Source organism: Rhizobium sp. WYJ-E13, from assembly GCF_018987265.1.
In the GTDB taxonomy this organism is placed as follows: domain Bacteria; phylum Pseudomonadota; class Alphaproteobacteria; order Rhizobiales; family Rhizobiaceae; genus Rhizobium.
This window is the reverse complement of the sequence record NZ_CP076854.1, coordinates 195,640-210,048: the sequence shown is the minus strand read 5'-3', so window position 1 is coordinate 210,048 and position 14,409 is coordinate 195,640. Positions and strand designations below refer to the sequence as shown.

At 62.2% G+C, this 14,409-nt stretch carries 15 protein-coding genes; 11 read left to right on the top strand and 4 right to left on the bottom strand.

What is annotated here, in order from left to right:
* The first annotated feature begins 78 nt into the window (after window positions 1-78).
* The 9 genes from KQ933_RS22545 (at window position 79) to KQ933_RS22505 (ending at window position 9,325) form a co-directional block, all read left to right on the top strand.
* On the top strand, window positions 79-939 hold the full coding sequence (locus KQ933_RS22545) for a dioxygenase (RefSeq protein ID WP_216760072.1): 861 nt from the start codon (window positions 79-81) through the stop codon (window positions 937-939).
* A complete protein-coding gene (locus tag KQ933_RS22540; protein WP_216760071.1) occupies window positions 936-2,000 on the top strand; it encodes a maleylacetate reductase in 1,065 nt (354 codons plus the stop codon). The genes KQ933_RS22545 and KQ933_RS22540 overlap by 4 nt, the downstream gene beginning before the upstream one ends.
* Before the next feature lie 24 nt (window positions 2,001-2,024).
* Window positions 2,025-3,302, top strand: a complete 1,278-nt coding sequence (locus KQ933_RS22535; RefSeq protein ID WP_216760070.1) for an ABC transporter substrate-binding protein — start codon at window positions 2,025-2,027, stop codon at window positions 3,300-3,302.
* 3 nt (window positions 3,303-3,305) lie between these two features.
* Entirely contained in the window at window positions 3,306-4,025 is a 720-nt protein-coding gene (locus KQ933_RS22530) for an ABC transporter ATP-binding protein (protein ID WP_216760069.1), read from the top strand.
* On the top strand, window positions 4,025-4,735 hold the full coding sequence (locus KQ933_RS22525) for an ABC transporter ATP-binding protein (protein WP_216760068.1): 711 nt from the start codon (window positions 4,025-4,027) through the stop codon (window positions 4,733-4,735). The genes KQ933_RS22530 and KQ933_RS22525 overlap by 1 nt, the downstream gene beginning before the upstream one ends.
* A complete protein-coding gene (locus KQ933_RS22520) occupies window positions 4,732-5,595 on the top strand; it encodes a branched-chain amino acid ABC transporter permease (RefSeq protein WP_216760067.1) in 864 nt (287 codons plus the stop codon). Before KQ933_RS22525 ends, KQ933_RS22520 begins: the two co-directional genes overlap by 4 nt.
* 64 nt (window positions 5,596-5,659) lie before the next feature.
* Window positions 5,660-6,679 (top strand): branched-chain amino acid ABC transporter permease, encoded by a 1,020-nt coding sequence (locus KQ933_RS22515; protein ID WP_216760770.1) that lies wholly within the window; start codon window positions 5,660-5,662, stop codon window positions 6,677-6,679.
* On the top strand, window positions 6,679-8,433 hold the full coding sequence (locus KQ933_RS22510) for an FAD-dependent monooxygenase (protein WP_216760066.1): 1,755 nt from the start codon (window positions 6,679-6,681) through the stop codon (window positions 8,431-8,433). Before KQ933_RS22515 ends, KQ933_RS22510 begins: the two co-directional genes overlap by 1 nt.
* A 7-nt stretch (window positions 8,434-8,440) precedes the next feature.
* Complete coding sequence (locus KQ933_RS22505; protein ID WP_216760065.1) at window positions 8,441-9,325, top strand: intradiol ring-cleavage dioxygenase; 885 nt, start codon at window positions 8,441-8,443, stop codon at window positions 9,323-9,325.
* Between the two features lie 63 nt (window positions 9,326-9,388).
* Here the strand turns inward: KQ933_RS22505 and KQ933_RS22500 are convergent, their stop codons facing one another.
* Complete coding sequence (locus KQ933_RS22500) at window positions 9,389-10,381, bottom strand: LysR family transcriptional regulator (protein WP_216760064.1); 993 nt, start codon at window positions 10,379-10,381, stop codon at window positions 9,389-9,391.
* Window positions 10,382-10,548: 167 nt separating this feature from the next.
* Between KQ933_RS22500 and KQ933_RS22495 the strand changes: the two genes are divergently transcribed.
* On the top strand, window positions 10,549-11,505 hold the full coding sequence (locus KQ933_RS22495; protein WP_216760063.1) for a VOC family protein: 957 nt from the start codon (window positions 10,549-10,551) through the stop codon (window positions 11,503-11,505).
* 10 nt (window positions 11,506-11,515) lie between these two features.
* Window positions 11,516-12,160: an alpha/beta hydrolase gene (locus KQ933_RS22490; protein ID WP_216760062.1), complete on the top strand. Its 645-nt coding sequence runs from the start codon at window positions 11,516-11,518 to the stop codon at window positions 12,158-12,160.
* Between the two features lie 352 nt (window positions 12,161-12,512).
* Here KQ933_RS22490 and KQ933_RS22485 read toward each other — a convergent pair whose 3' ends face one another.
* Genes KQ933_RS22485 through KQ933_RS22475 form a run of 3 tightly spaced genes read right to left on the bottom strand, consistent with a single transcriptional unit; the run spans window position 12,513 to window position 14,401 of the window.
* Window positions 12,513-13,547, bottom strand: a complete 1,035-nt coding sequence (locus KQ933_RS22485) for a Gfo/Idh/MocA family protein (protein ID WP_216760061.1) — start codon at window positions 13,545-13,547, stop codon at window positions 12,513-12,515.
* Between the two features lie 5 nt (window positions 13,548-13,552).
* The gene (aroQ, locus tag KQ933_RS22480) at window positions 13,553-14,002 is read right to left on the bottom strand and encodes a type II 3-dehydroquinate dehydratase (RefSeq protein WP_132591303.1); all 450 of its coding nucleotides are present in this window, start codon (window positions 14,000-14,002) and stop codon (window positions 13,553-13,555) included.
* A 30-nt stretch (window positions 14,003-14,032) separates the two neighbouring features.
* Window positions 14,033-14,401, bottom strand: coding sequence for a 5-carboxymethyl-2-hydroxymuconate Delta-isomerase (locus KQ933_RS22475; RefSeq protein ID WP_216760060.1), 369 nt, complete (start codon window positions 14,399-14,401; stop codon window positions 14,033-14,035).
* Between the last annotated feature and the right edge of the window lie 8 nt (window positions 14,402-14,409).

The following is a 14,409-nucleotide window of genomic DNA, read 5'->3' as shown; positions in this document are numbered from 1 at the left end:
CAATAACGAATATAAATCGCCGGAAAAATTATCAAGCATTCTATTCCGGCCTGTTAGGTTCTCGTCATGGGAGGAGTCATGCCAGACATATCGTTCAGTGAGCGCAACTCTGCGCAGCGTGTGGCCGAGCGGCTCGACAGGCATGCCGAAGGCCCGTTGCAAGCCTTCATGGTTCCTTTCATAGAGCATCTGCACACGCTCATCCGGGAGACGCGTCCGTCGCAAGCGGATTGGCGGCGGGCGATGGAATTCCTGACCGATGTCGGCCATGCCAGCGACGGCCGCCGGCAGGAATGGGTGTTGCTCTCCGATCTGCTCGGCGTCACCGCACTCGTTGAGGAAATCAACACGAATCGGCCAAAGGGCGCGACACCTAATACCGTGCGCGGCCCCTTCTACCGGGCCGATGCGCCCCGGCTCGCGCTCAATGCCAATATTTCCCTCGACGGCGTCGGCCCGACGCTTGCCGTCAACGGCCGTGTGCAGGATCTCGACGGCAAGCCGATCGCCGGCGCCACGGTCGAGACCTGGCAGGCCAATAGCGAAGGCTTCTATGAGAACCAGCAGCCGGACCAGCAGCCGGAATTCAACCTGCGCGGCATCTTCACGACCGACGACCAGGGTTGCTTCCGCTACAAGACCGTTCGCCCGGGCGGCTATGCCGTGCCGAGCGATGGCCCGGTCGGTCAGTTGCTGGGCAGGCTGGGCTTTCCCATGCGCCGTCCCGCCCACCTCCACTTCCTGATCAAGGCCGATGGCTTCGAGACGATCAGCACGCATGTTTATGACGGCAGTGATCCGCATCTTGGCCGGGACGCCTTGTTCGGCGTGAAGGACGAGTTGATCGGCGAATTCAAGCCAACCGGCAAGGGGGATGCCTCGACGCTCGACTTCACCTTCACCATGGTCAGGGCGAAGAAGGGGCGAGGCACGACATGACGCTATCCTTCACCTATCAGGGCAGTGCGGCGCGCATCGTCTTCGGCAGTGGAACGAGTGCCGATGTCGGCAAATGGGTCGAGGCCCTGGACTGCCGCCGCGCGCTCGTGCTGTCGACGCCGCACCAGGCATCCGATGCGCAAGCCATGTCGAAACGGCTCGGAACGCTGTCGGTCGGCACCTTCACCGAAGCGACCATGCATACCCCGGTCGACGTGACGGAGCGCGCCGTCGCGCGCGCGGCCGAGCTCGGCGCGGATTGCGTCATCTCCCTCGGCGGCGGCTCGACGACCGGACTCGGAAAGGCCATGGCCTATCGCACCGATATCCAACAGATCGTCGTGCCCACGACCTATGCCGGCTCTGAAGTCACGCCGATCCTCGGCCAGACGGAAAACGGCGCCAAAACCACGCTGCGCAGCCCGAAGGTCACACCGGAAGTCGTGATCTATGATCCGCAACTCACGCTCGGCCTGCCGGTCGGCATGAGCGTCACCAGCGGCCTGAATGCGATTGCCCATGCTGCCGAAGGGCTCTATGCGCCCGATCGCAATCCCATCACGACGATGATGAGCATCGATGGCATTCGCGCGCTCAGAGACGCGTTGCCCATCCTTATCGGCAATCCGCGCGACGGTGCCGCTCGCGGAAAGGCGCTCTACGGCGCATGGCTCTGCGGCACCGTGCTCGGCCAGATCTCGATGTCGCTGCATCACAAGATCTGCCATACTCTGGGAGGCAGCTTCGACACGCCGCATGCCGAGACCCACTCCATCATGCTGCCGCATACAATCGGTTTCAATGCGTCGGCCGTGCCGGACCTGATGACGCCGATCTGCGACATTTTCGGTGGCACGACACCCGGGCAGGCCCTTTACGACTTCGCGAAATCGATCAGCGCGCCGATGGCGCTCAGGGATTTCGGCCTCACTGAGACCGATCTCGACCGGGCGGCCGACATCGCGACCAAGAACCCCTATTCCAATCCGCGACCGATCGACCGCACATCGATCCGCGCCTTGTTGCAGGACGCCTGGAAGGGAACACGACCGCCATATTGAATTCTTTTGGGAGGAAGAAGGCATATGATTACGAGACGTGAATTGCTGAAATCCGCAGCCGCCACGGGAGCCTTGGCGGCAACATCCGGCCTCGCCATGCCGGCGATCGCCAAGGGCACTCCGATCAAATTCGGCTATGTCAGCCCCCAGACCGGTCCGCTGGCCGCGTTCGCCGAGGCCGACAAGTTCATCATCGACGGTTTCATGGCCGCCACCAAGGCGGCCGGCCTGAATTACGAAGTCGTGGTGAAGGACAGTCAGTCCAATCCGAACCGCGCCGCCGAAGTCGCCAAGGAGCTGATCGTCAGCGACGAGGTCAATCTCGTCCTCGTGGCATCGACGCCGGAGACGACCAATCCTGTGGCCACGGTCTGCGAGGCGGAGGAGGTGCCCTGCATTTCGACGGCAGCCCCCTGGCAGCCCTGGTTCATCGGCCAGCAGGCAAATCCCGCCGATCCCGTATCCTGGAAGCCGTTCAACAGCGCCTTCCACTTCTTCTGGGGACTGGAAGACGTCATCGCGGTCTATACCAACATGTGGGGCCAACTCGAGACCAACAAGAAGGTTGGCGGCCTGTTTCCCAATGACGGTGACGGCAATGCCTGGGGCGACAAGACTGTAGGCTTTCCGCCGGTTCTGGAGAAGCTCGGTTATACACTCAAGGATCCGGGCCGATACCAGAACCTGACCGACGATTTTTCCGCACAGATCAACGCTTTCAAGTCCGACGGCAGCGACCTCATCACCGGCGTGATGATCCCGCCGGATTTCACCACTTTCTGGAATCAGGCGCAGCAGCAGGGTTTCAAGCCCAAGGTCGCTTCCATCGGCAAGGCGATCCTGTTCCCACAGGCGGTCGAGGCGCTCGGCAAGACCGGACACAACCTTTCCTGCGAAGTCTGGTGGTCGGCGAGCCATCCTTTCAAGTCGTCGCTGACCGGCCAGAGCGCCCGTGAACTCGCTGAAGGTTTCACCGCGGTTACCGGCCGGCCCTGGACCCAGCCCATAGGCTTCGTTCATGCGCTGTTCGAGGTCGGCCTCGACGTCATGAAACGTGCCGACCCGACCGACAGCAAAGCGGTCATCGCCGCCATCGCCGCCTCGAACATCGAGACGATCGTCGGCAAGGTGGCCTGGGACGGCGCCAATGTGCCGCCCTTTGCCGCCAGGAACATCGCCAAGACGCCGCTGGTCGGCGGTCAGTGGCGTCTCAAGGACGGCGGCGGCTACGACCTCGTCATCGTCGACAACCAGACCGCGCCGAACATTCCGACCGGCGGCAGGATGGAAGCGATCGGCTGAGCCATGCCCATACTCGCCCTCGACCGTGTCTTTAAAAGCTTCGGCGCCCTGAAGGTCGCCGACCAGATTTCCTTTGCACTGGAAACGGGCGAGGCGCTCGGCGTGATCGGGCCGAACGGCGCCGGCAAGTCGACGCTGTTCAACCTCATCACCGGCAACATCCGCGTCGATGCCGGGACCATCCAGTTCGACGGCAGGGACGTGACGCGACAGCCGCCGATGGCGCGCTGCCTCGCCGGTATCGGCCGGACGTTCCAGATCCCGCAGCCCTTCGAAAAGCTGACGGTGTTCGAAAACCTGCTGGTCGCCGGTGCCTTCGGGTCGCGCAAGAGCGAGCGAGAGGTCGGCGACCGCTGCGCCGATATTCTCGTCGAGACAGGGCTTTATCTTAAGGCGAACCAGCTCGCCGGAAGCCTGGGGCTCCTGCAGCGCAAGCGCCTGGAGCTCGCCCGCGCGCTCGCGACCGATCCGAAGATCCTTCTGCTCGACGAAATTGCCGGTGGATTGACGGAGGCAGAATGCCAGGAACTAGTGGAAACGATCCGCGCCATCCATCGGCGCGGCGTTTCCATCATCTGGGTCGAGCACGTGCTGCATGCCCTCAATTCGGTCGTCAGCCGGCTCGTCGTTTTGCATTTCGGCCGGGTAATCGGTGACGGTGATCCCGACACGATCATGGCCTCCAAGGAGGTGCGTGAAATCTATCTCGGGATCGATGTCTGATGGCGCTGCTCGAGACCCATGGCCTGACGGCCTTCTATGGCGATTTCCAGGCGTTGTTCGGCGTCGATATCACCTTGAATGAAGGTGAGACGATCGCCGTGATCGGCGCCAACGGCGCCGGCAAGTCGACCCTCCTGCGATCGATCTCCGGCCTGATCCGCAATGTCCCCGCGCATATCCGGTTCGATGCCCGGGACATCGGCGCCCTGGCCGCTCCGGATGTCCTGCAACTCGGCATCGCCATGGTGCCGGAAGGCCGTCGGCTCTTTCCTTCCCTTTCCGTCGAGGAGAATCTGCTGATCGGCAAATATGGCCGGGTCGGCAACGGTGCCTGGTCGCTCGACACCATCTACGATCTCTTTCCCGTACTGAAGGAGCGGCGCCACCATCCCGGCACCACACTCTCGGGCGGACAGCAGCAGATGGTCGCGATCGGCCGCGCACTGATGTCCAATCCGCGCGTGCTGCTCTGCGACGAGGTGAGCCTCGGTCTCGCGCCCGTGGTGGTCAGGGACATCTACGCGGCCTTCCCGAAAATCCGCGCGACGGGCGCTTCGATTGTCATCATCGAACAGGATATCCGCCAGGCGCTGAAAGTGGCCGACCGGGTCTACTGCATGATGGAGGGACGGGTGACGCTGACGGGCACGCCGGAAACGCTGAGCCGCGAGAATATCCATGCCGCCTATTTCGGAGCGCATGCGCGATGAACTGGCTCGATACGATCATTCAGGGCATTTTGCTCGGCGGCCTTTACGCACTTTTCGCGGCCGGGCTCAGCCTCGTCTTCGGCATTATGCGGCTCGTCAATCTCGCCCATGGCGATCTGATCGTGCTCGCCGCCTTCCTGATCCTGCTGCTGGTTTCGGCACTCGGCCTCAATCCCTTCATCGCTGCCGCGGTCGCGCTGCCCGTGATGTTCGCTCTCGGCTGGGCACTGCAATTCCTCGTGCTCAACCGGACACTCGGCAACGATATACTACCTCCCCTGCTCGTGACCTTCGGCCTTTCGGTCGTGATCCAGAACGGCCTGCTCGAGGGCTTTTCGGCCGACAGCCGCAGGATTTCGGCGGGCACACTGGAAACGGCCTCGCTCAAGATCGGTCCCGTCAGCATCGGCACCATGCCGCTCCTCACCTTTTTGTCCGCGGTGGGCGTCATCATCGCGCTCAACCTCGTCTTCTACCGCACTTCGCTCGGCCGGGCCTTCCGCGCCACATCGGACGACAGTGCGACGGCGGGCCTGATGGGCATCCGCGCCGAGCGCATATTCGCCACCGCCACCGGGCTTGCCATGATGGTGGTGACGATCGCGGCACTCTATCTCGGTACACGCGCCAATTTCGATCCGACCATGGGACCTGCACGGCTGATCTATGCCTTCGAGGCCGTGATCCTCGGCGGGCTCGGCTCCTTCTGGGGGACGCTGGCCGGCGGCATCATCATCGGCGTGGCACAGACCGTGGGCGCCGCGATCAATCCGGAATGGCAGATCCTGGCGGGCCATATCGCTTTCCTGCTGGTGCTGGTCGTCAGGCCGCGCGGCCTTTTCCCACGGGCGGTGGATTGATATGAGCGATCACCTTTCCTCCTCCTGGACCGTCTCGGCCCACACGCGCGGTTCCTCCGCATCCATGCTGGTGATCCTCGCCCTTGTGGCGCTCGCCGTCGCAGCACCGCTCTTCGTCTCGCGCTCGGTGGTCCAGGATCTGTTCTTCATCCTGACCATGCTGGTGCTGGCACAGTGCTGGAACCTGCTCGCCGGCTATGCGGGCCTGGTCTCCGTCGGCCAGCAGGCCTTTGTCGGTTTCGGCGCCTATGCGATGTTTGCAGGCGTCAGCCTGCTCAGAATGGATCCGATGGCAGCCATCATGCTCGGCGGGCTGGCAGCGCTGGCGCTGTCTGTGCCCACGGCCTTCTTCGTCTTCCGCCTGCAGGGCGCCTATTTCGCCATCGGCACCTGGGTCATCGCCGAGATCGTGCGACTGTCGCTCGCGCAGTGGAAGACGCTGGGTGGCGGAACCGGCACCTCGCTGCCGTCAGGCGCGACCCGCGAGATGTTCGGCGTGCGCTTCGTCGCGGACCTGCTCGGCGTACGCGGCCCGCAGGCCACCGATATCGTCTGCTACTGGCTGGCGCTGCTTTTGGCCGTCGTGACGATCGGTTCGATCTACAAGCTGCTGCGCTCGAAGCAGGGCCTGGGACTCGCCGCAGTGCGCGACAACCGCGAGGCCGCGCGCTCGGTCGGCGTCGATCCGCTCTGGACAAAATCCTTCGTCTATCTCGTCGCGGCGCTGGCGACAGGCCTCACCGGCGCGCTGATCTATGTGCAGAAGGCGCGCATCTCGCCGGATGCGGCCTTCTCCGTTCCGGACTGGACGGCCTATGTGATCTTCATCGCGGTCATCGGCGGTATCGGTACGATCGAGGGGCCGATTATCGGGGTGATCGTGTTCTACATCCTGCAGAGCCTGCTGGCCGACTACGGTTCCTGGTACCTCCTGATTCTCGGTCTGATCGGCATCCTGATCATGCTGTTTGCGCCGCGCGGCCTCTGGGGCCTGTTCGCCGACCGCACCGGAATCCAGCTCTTTCCCGTCCGCCGCATCCTGGCGGGCCAGCCCAAAACCAAAGACATCAAAGGGAGTGATTGATGGCCGATATCGAAACCGACGTCCTGATCATTGGAACCGGCCCGGCGGGCTCGGCGACTGCGGCCCTGCTCGCCACCTACGGCATCGAGAACATGGCGATCAACCGTTATCGCTGGCTCGCCAACACACCGCGCGCCCACATCACCAACCAGCGCACGATGGAAGTACTGCGCGACCTGGGCCAGGAGGTCGAAGCGGAAGCCTATCTCCATTGCAGCCCGCAGGAAATCATGGGCGAGAACGTGTTCTGCACCTCGCTCGCCGGCGAGGAACTCGGCCGTCTCAAGACCTGGGGCACCCACCCAAAGTCCAAGGCCGAGCATCTACTCTCCTCGCCCACCGAGATGAATGACCTGCCGCAAACCTTCATGGAGCCGCTACTGTTCAAGACTGCCTGCGCGCGCGGGACGCAGGCGCGGATGTCCACGGAATATGTCAGCCATGTGCAGGATACCGAGGGCGTGACGACGATCTGCCGGGACCGCCTGACCGGCAAGGATTTCGCCATCCGCTCGAAATACCTGGTCGGTGCCGATGGCGGCAATTCGCTGGTGGCGCAGCATCTCGGCCTGCCGTTCGAGGGCAAGATGGGCGTGGCCGGTTCGATGAACATCCTGTTCAAGGCCGACCTCACCCGCTACGTCGCCCACCGCCCCTCGGTCCTCTACTGGGTGCTGCAGCCGGGCTCCAATGTCGGCGGCATCGGTATGGGCCTGGTGCGCATGATCCGGCCATGGAACGAGTGGCTGATCAATTGGGGCTATGACATCAGCCAGGGCGTGCCTGAGGTCGACAAAGCTTTTGCCGAAGGCGTGGCCCGCGACCTGATCGGCGATCCCGATATCGACATCGAGGTCACCTCCGTCTCGACCTGGACGGTCAACAACTGTTACGCCACCCGCACACAAAGGGGCCGGGTCTTCTGCATGGGCGATGCGATCCATCGCCATCCGCCGTCGAATGGGCTGGGCTCCAACACCTCGATCCAGGACGGCTTCAACCTCGCCTGGAAGCTCGCCATGGTCATCAAGGGCCAGGCCGGCGCCGGTCTGCTCGAAACCTATACCGAGGAACGCGCGCCGATCGCCAAGCAGATCGTCACCCGTGCCAACCAGTCGATCGAGGAATTCGGCCCGATCTTCGGAGCACTTGGCCTGCTCGATTCCATCGACCCGGTAAAGATGCAGGAAAACATGGATCGCCGCTGCGACGACAGTCCGGCCGCCGAGAGCCAGCGTGCGGCGCTGCGCGAGGCGATCGCCTTCAAGGTCTATGAATTCGACGCCCATGGCGTGGAGATGAACCACCGTTATAAATCCTCGGCGGTTGCGGCCGATGCGCAGCCTGAGCCCGCATTCACAAAAGACCCGGACCTGCATTTCGAGCAGACGACTTGGCCCGGCGCACGCCTGCCGCATGCCTGGCTGTTCGGCAAGGGCAACCGGAAGACCTCCACGCTCGACCTCTGCGGTCACGGCAAGTTCACCCTACTGACCGGTATCGGCGGCCGGGCCTGGGTCGATGCGGTCGAGACCTTGTCGGCGGAACTCGGCCTTCCGCTCGCAACCCATGTCATCGGGCCACGGCAGACATGGCAGGATCATTACGGCGACTGGGCACGTGCCAGCGAAGTGGGCGATGCAGGGGCCATCCTGGTGCGCCCGGACCACCACGTTGCATGGCGCTCCGAGGGGCTGGCGGCTGACCCCGCAGCCGAATTGCGCCGCGTGTTGACAACAATTCTGGATCGGTGAGGCGACAATGGAAGCACATGAGAAGGGCTATTTCACCGAGGAAAACTCCGTCGAGGTCGTGACCGGCCGCAATGCCGGCGCCAAGGACGAGCGGCTGAAGCAGGTGATGGAAGTCATTACCCGCAAGCTGCATGAGGCAGTGAAGGAACTGGAGCCGACGCAGGACGAATGGATGCAGGCCATCCTCTTCCTCACCCGCACCGGCCAGATGTGCAACGAATGGCGTCAGGAGTTCATCCTGCTGTCCGACGTGCTTGGCGTGTCGATGCTGGTCGATGCGATCAACAACCGCAAGCCCTCAGGCGCATCCGAAAGCACGGTGCTCGGCCCCTTCCACGTCGCCGACGCCCCGGAGTTGCCGATGGGCAGCAATATCTGCCTCGACAGCAAGGGCGAGGACATGGTCATCGAGGGCCGTATCCTCGACACCGAGGGCAAGCCGATTGCCAATGCCGTCATCGACGTCTGGCAAGCCAATGACGAAGGCTTCTACGACGTGCAGCAGAAGGGCATCCAGCCCGACTTCAATCTGCGCGGCATCTTCCGGACCGGCCCGGATGGACATTATTGGTTCCGCGCCGTGAAACCGAAATATTACCCTATCCCGGACGATGGCCCCGTCGGGCAGTTGCTTGGCCATCTCGGCCGCCACCCCTACCGCCCGGCGCACCTGCACTACATCATCAGCGCCGACGGTTTCGAGACGCTGACGACGCATATTTTCGATCCCAGCGACCCCTACATCCACTCTGACGCGGTTTTCGGTGTCAAGGAAAGCCTGCTGGCGAAGTTCAACCGGGTGAATGATCCGGCGCGCGCGAAAGCTTACGAATTCGACGGCGATTTCTGGGATGTGACGCACGACTTCGTGCTGGCGCGAAGCCACGCCTGAGATAGGCTTTAATAGAAGAGGATGCGGGCACGGCATCCTCTTCCGGGCGATTTCATCGCAGTATCAGTCGGCGGATGAGATGCGCTCGCGTTCACCCATGAACGGTCCCTGCACCCACTGGATCGTCTTTTCGTGTTTCTCGACCGCGCGCCGGAGTTCCGCAAACTCCCGGCGCATATGGCCGAGAAACTTACGGCCGGCGGGGTTCGAATAGGGCTTCTTGCGTGTCATGACGCCGAGCACGCGCTCGGGCTGGGGAATATCGAGCGGGATGATGCTGATCTTGTTCTCACCGCGGAAAGCATGAACGACGGAATGCGGCAGAATGGCCAGCGCATCGGTGCCCGCAAGGTAATTTACGACGCTCAACAGCGACCCACCCGCATAGCGCAGCGACACTTCCGCCAGCCCCAGCGTCAGCAGAATATTGTGCAGGTCGAGCACCAGCGGAGAACCCGGCAGCGGCGCGATCCAGGGGTAATTGACGATGTCCTCGGTCACGAGATTGCGCTTGCGGACCAACGGATGGCCGGCGCCACACGTGAGCACGTTGCGCGCCGTCAGAATCGGCTCGAAATGCAGATCGGCGCGCAGATCCACCGACCCGGTCGGGGTCACCGCGAGGTCGATCTGGCCGGAATCCAGTTCGGCGACGAGATCGGGATAGTTGCCATAGGACTGGTGCACCATAATGCCCGGCTCGCCGCGCTGGAACGAGGCGATCATCGGCGACACCACCGCATCCATGAAGAAGGGCACCCCGCCGATCCGCACACGTCCCGACGAGCCAGACTTGAAGCTGCGGATGATCTCCATCGCCTTACGCGACGATGCCAGGATGGCCTTACCCTGCTGGCCGAGCTGTTCGCCGAGCGGCGTGGGCTGCATCGGCCGCCGGCCGGAGACGAAGAGCGGCTCGCCGATGCGCTTTTCCAGGATCGAGATGGTGCGCGACACTGCCGACTGGGTCATGCCCAGCATGGCGGCCGCTTCGGTAACACCGCCGGTCTCGATCACGGCGGCGAGTTGGACAAGGTGAGCTTCCACGATCTTCATAGCAAATTGCTATAGCTTGCATGAACAATGTCAATCAGCGGGAGGGTAAATTGGCTATAGTCGGAACTGTCACGGGATGTCTGCAACATGCAGACCGCGCCGTGGTTTCGGATGACAACGGCTGAGGACCGTATCCGGAATTGGCAATGTCTTTGGAGGAGGACGACATGGCTCTTGTCAGCGGCTATCATCATCTGACGCTCTGCACCGATGGCGTGCAGGAGGATTACGACTTCTACACCAAGGTGCTCGGGCTCTATTCGGTCAAGCGCACGGTCCTGTTTGACGGCACGATCCCCGTCTATCATCTCTATTATGGCTCGCGAAACGGCGATGCCTCGACCATCATAACCACCTTCCCCTTCCGCAAGCCGGCCGTCTTCGGCAAGCGCGGCACCAATCAGTCGAAGATCATCCAGCAGGCCATTCCTGTCGGTTCGGCCGACTATTGGATCGACCGGCTGAACGGCAAGGGCGTCGAGGCCGCCAAGATTTCGCGCTTCGGCATCACCCGTGTCGCTTTCAAACATCCCTGCGGCATTCCGCATGAATTGGTCGAAAGCCCGGCCGACAATCGTCCGTCGATCGTCAATGAGGCGCAGGGCGTGAGTGCAGCGCACGGCATCAAGGGCATCTATGGCGCCGCCATCGCCGTCTTCGACCGCACCGCGATGGACGACTTCCTCAGCGTCGGCATGTCGATGAAAAAGGAAGCCGACAGCGACGAAGGCCTGATGTTCTCCGTGCCGAATGCCGGCGGGCCGAGCAGCATGGTCGAGGTACTGCACGAGCCGACCGGCCCGCAAGGCACCTGGACACTGGCCGGCGGCACGATCCATCACCTCGCCCTCAACACCGGCAACGAGGAAAACCAGCTCAAGCTCAAGGCACATATCGAGGGCCTCGGCTTCACCGACGTCTCGGATCAGAAGGACCGCAACTACTTCAAGTCCTGCTATGTCCGCTCTCCCGGCGGCGCCTTGTTCGAGATCGCCTGGTCGGTCGAAGGGGGCTGGGCGCTCGATGAACCGGCGGACCAGATCGGCACCACGCTGGTCTTCCCGCCGTGGTTCGAAGATCGCCGGCAGGAGCTGATCGCAGGTCTCGAACCCGCAACATTCTGAGCCCGCCGCCATGTCGACCCACGACACGCCGCTCTTCCTCGGTGCGAACCCCGAGGAGGCCCTAGTGCACTGCATCTTCATCCACGGGCGTACCCAGTCGCCCGAGGATATGCAGGAGCAGGTGATCTCGAAGCTCAAGGTGCCCGGCGTCGCCTTCTTGCTGCCGCGAGCGCGCGGCAACAGCTGGTATGACGCGCGCGCGACCGACGTGCTGACGGACCGCACCCGGCAACAGCTTGAGCAGGCGATCGCTCATGTCAGGAAATTGATCGGCGATCTTTCCGGCTCGAACAATCACCCGAAGCCGCTCGTCATCGGTGGCTTCAGCCAGGGCGCATGCCTTGCAGTCGAATATGCGATGCGGCACGGCCCGTGGAACGGCGCTCTGGCAAGCCTGACCGGCTGCCGGGTCGGAACGCCCGATTGCGACCGCCCATTCGCCGACCTCGACCGGCTGCCGGTCTATCTGACCGGCTCCGACAAGGACCCCTGGATCCCTGTCGATGCCTTCGCCCAGACTGCTGCGGCGCTGGCTCGAGCGCGGGCGCGGCTCCATTGCGACATTCTGCCGGACAGGTCGCATATGGTTTCCTCTACCGAAATTGCGCAGCTTGAGAAGCTCCTGTGCGGGCTTTCGAACCGGAGCTGGTGGTAACGCAAGCAAACCGGCATCGTCGACAACGTCCCGGTCAACAGGCGAAATCTCGATCTTGACCTCCGCGCCAGGCCGGGCGCGTATGCGGGTAGCGCTGCCGCCAGCGATGCGGCGGGCACCGAGCCACAGAATGCCAGCGTTTGCGGCGGCGGTTATTCGGTCCAGTGCCTACACTCTTGTTGCAATCAAAACCGGCAGCACTACGCGGACGGTACCGTCTTGGTTTCCGATTGCTGGCTATCACATCGAAGACTGCATGGCGCTCTGAACCTCCAGAATATCCCCGCGCTGCAAGAGATCTCCCTGACGAGCAGTTGAACGGAATCGAACCCCACCCCTCTGTCGCTCCGGGTTAGAGGACGACGCGTCCTCCCATCGTGGCCGACCGCTTGACGGCCTCAATGACTTTCAATGTCTCCAAGCCTTCCCGAGCGCTAACTAAAGGAGCTTCCTCGCCCCGAATGACGCTGCAGAGCTGACGGATCTGCATGACAAGAGGGTCCTCCATTACAAATGCGGCTCTGTCGCGCTCCAATGCCTCGGTCCAGCTTCGCTTTTCGGGATTGCTCCATATTTCTAGCGACGGCACGGCCAGAGATCCGTGTGTTCCGCCGATCATGTAGCAAGTCTCTTCGGTTTTCGGGTAAGCGGGATTTTCTCCAGTCGTCATCTCCCAACTCCACGGCGCGACAACGGAATCGGATACGGAAGCAGTACCGAGAACACCACTTTTGAATTCGATGAGGATAACCGCGGTTTCCTCGACGGCGTTGCTTCGCACTGCGTTGGATTCACGCGCCTGTACGGCGTTTATATCGCCGCAAAGGAAACGGAGGTTGTCGATGTCGTGAATTAGGTTGAGGAAGACCGGCCCCGCTCCACGCTCTCGCCGCCAGGAGATGTCAAAGTACTCGTCCGGCTTGAACAGCCAGAACATCGCATTCACGACCAGGATCCGACCGAGCGTCCCGCTATCGATGATCTCCTTCGCTTTCTGCATCATCGGATTATGCCGGCGGTGATGTCCCGTCAGCAGCGCTACGCCTTTGGCCTCAGCCATTTGCACAAGCTTCTCACCGGCAGCGATGTCGTCCGCGATCGGCTTTTCGATCAGCGCCGGTACGCCCGCCTCCACGGCTTCCAACCCATTTTGTACATGCACCTGATTAGGTGTCGCGATGATGACTCCGTCGGGGCGCTGAGAATTCATCATGTCGGCAAAGCTGGGGAACCACCTGACACCCGCCTCACTTGCGATCGCTTGGCTGGCTGGCGTGGGATCCACGACTGCCGTCAGCTCTGCGGTCGGCTCCTCTATTACATGCTTGATATGACGCTTGCCGATTAGCCCCGCGCCAAGGACTGCCAGCTTGACCCGGTTCGTCATTGCTATCAGTCCTTCTTCTCAGTCTTGAGCATGGTCGCAACTCTGCGGATGCCGAGTTGATAGCCTTCGGTGCCGAGACCCGCGATGACACCGTCGGCCCGGTGGGACACGAAGGAGTGGTGACGAAAACTCTCGCGCTTGTGAACGTTGGAGATATGGATCTCGATGACTGGGCCCTCAAATGTATTCAGTGCATCGAGGATCGCGAGCGAAGTGTGAGTGAACGCGGCCGGGTTGATGACAATGCCAGCGCCGTCCTCGCGCGCTTGGTGGATCCAGTCGATGATCTCGTATTCGCGGTTGCTTTGATGGAAACGGATTTCGTGACCCAACTCCGACGCCAACTTTCGGCAGTCCGCCTCGACGTCAACCAATGTCTCGTGCCCGTAGATATGTGGCTGGCGCTTGCCGAGGAGGTTTAGGTTTGGTCCGTTGAGAACGTAGATGAGGCTCATTGCATTTGTCCTTGTTGGGCGTTGCCGGGATCAGGCGAAGGCTATGTCCTGAAACGCGAAGTTTAGGTCGGATTCGTAGAGATCCACGCGGAGACCGAGCCGGCCGGTTTCCAGTGCGGAGGCTGCAACGTCACGCGCAGCTTCGAGTATCGATTTCAGCAGCTCTCGTTTGACCTCCGGAGAACGGCCTGGAGCCATGCGTACAATTATCTGCACAAAGTGATTGGCGGGATGCTCGTCGCCGACGCAGGAGACGGTGGCTTCTCTAGCGAACGTGCGGACCACGGTTGGCTTGACCAGCCCTCCGTCGCGGACCCGGCGATGAACAGCGCGGGTCAACTCGTCGATGGCGACGCGTTCCGCTGCGCCTCGGCTGTAGTCGATGATAATATGCGGCATGGAGTAGT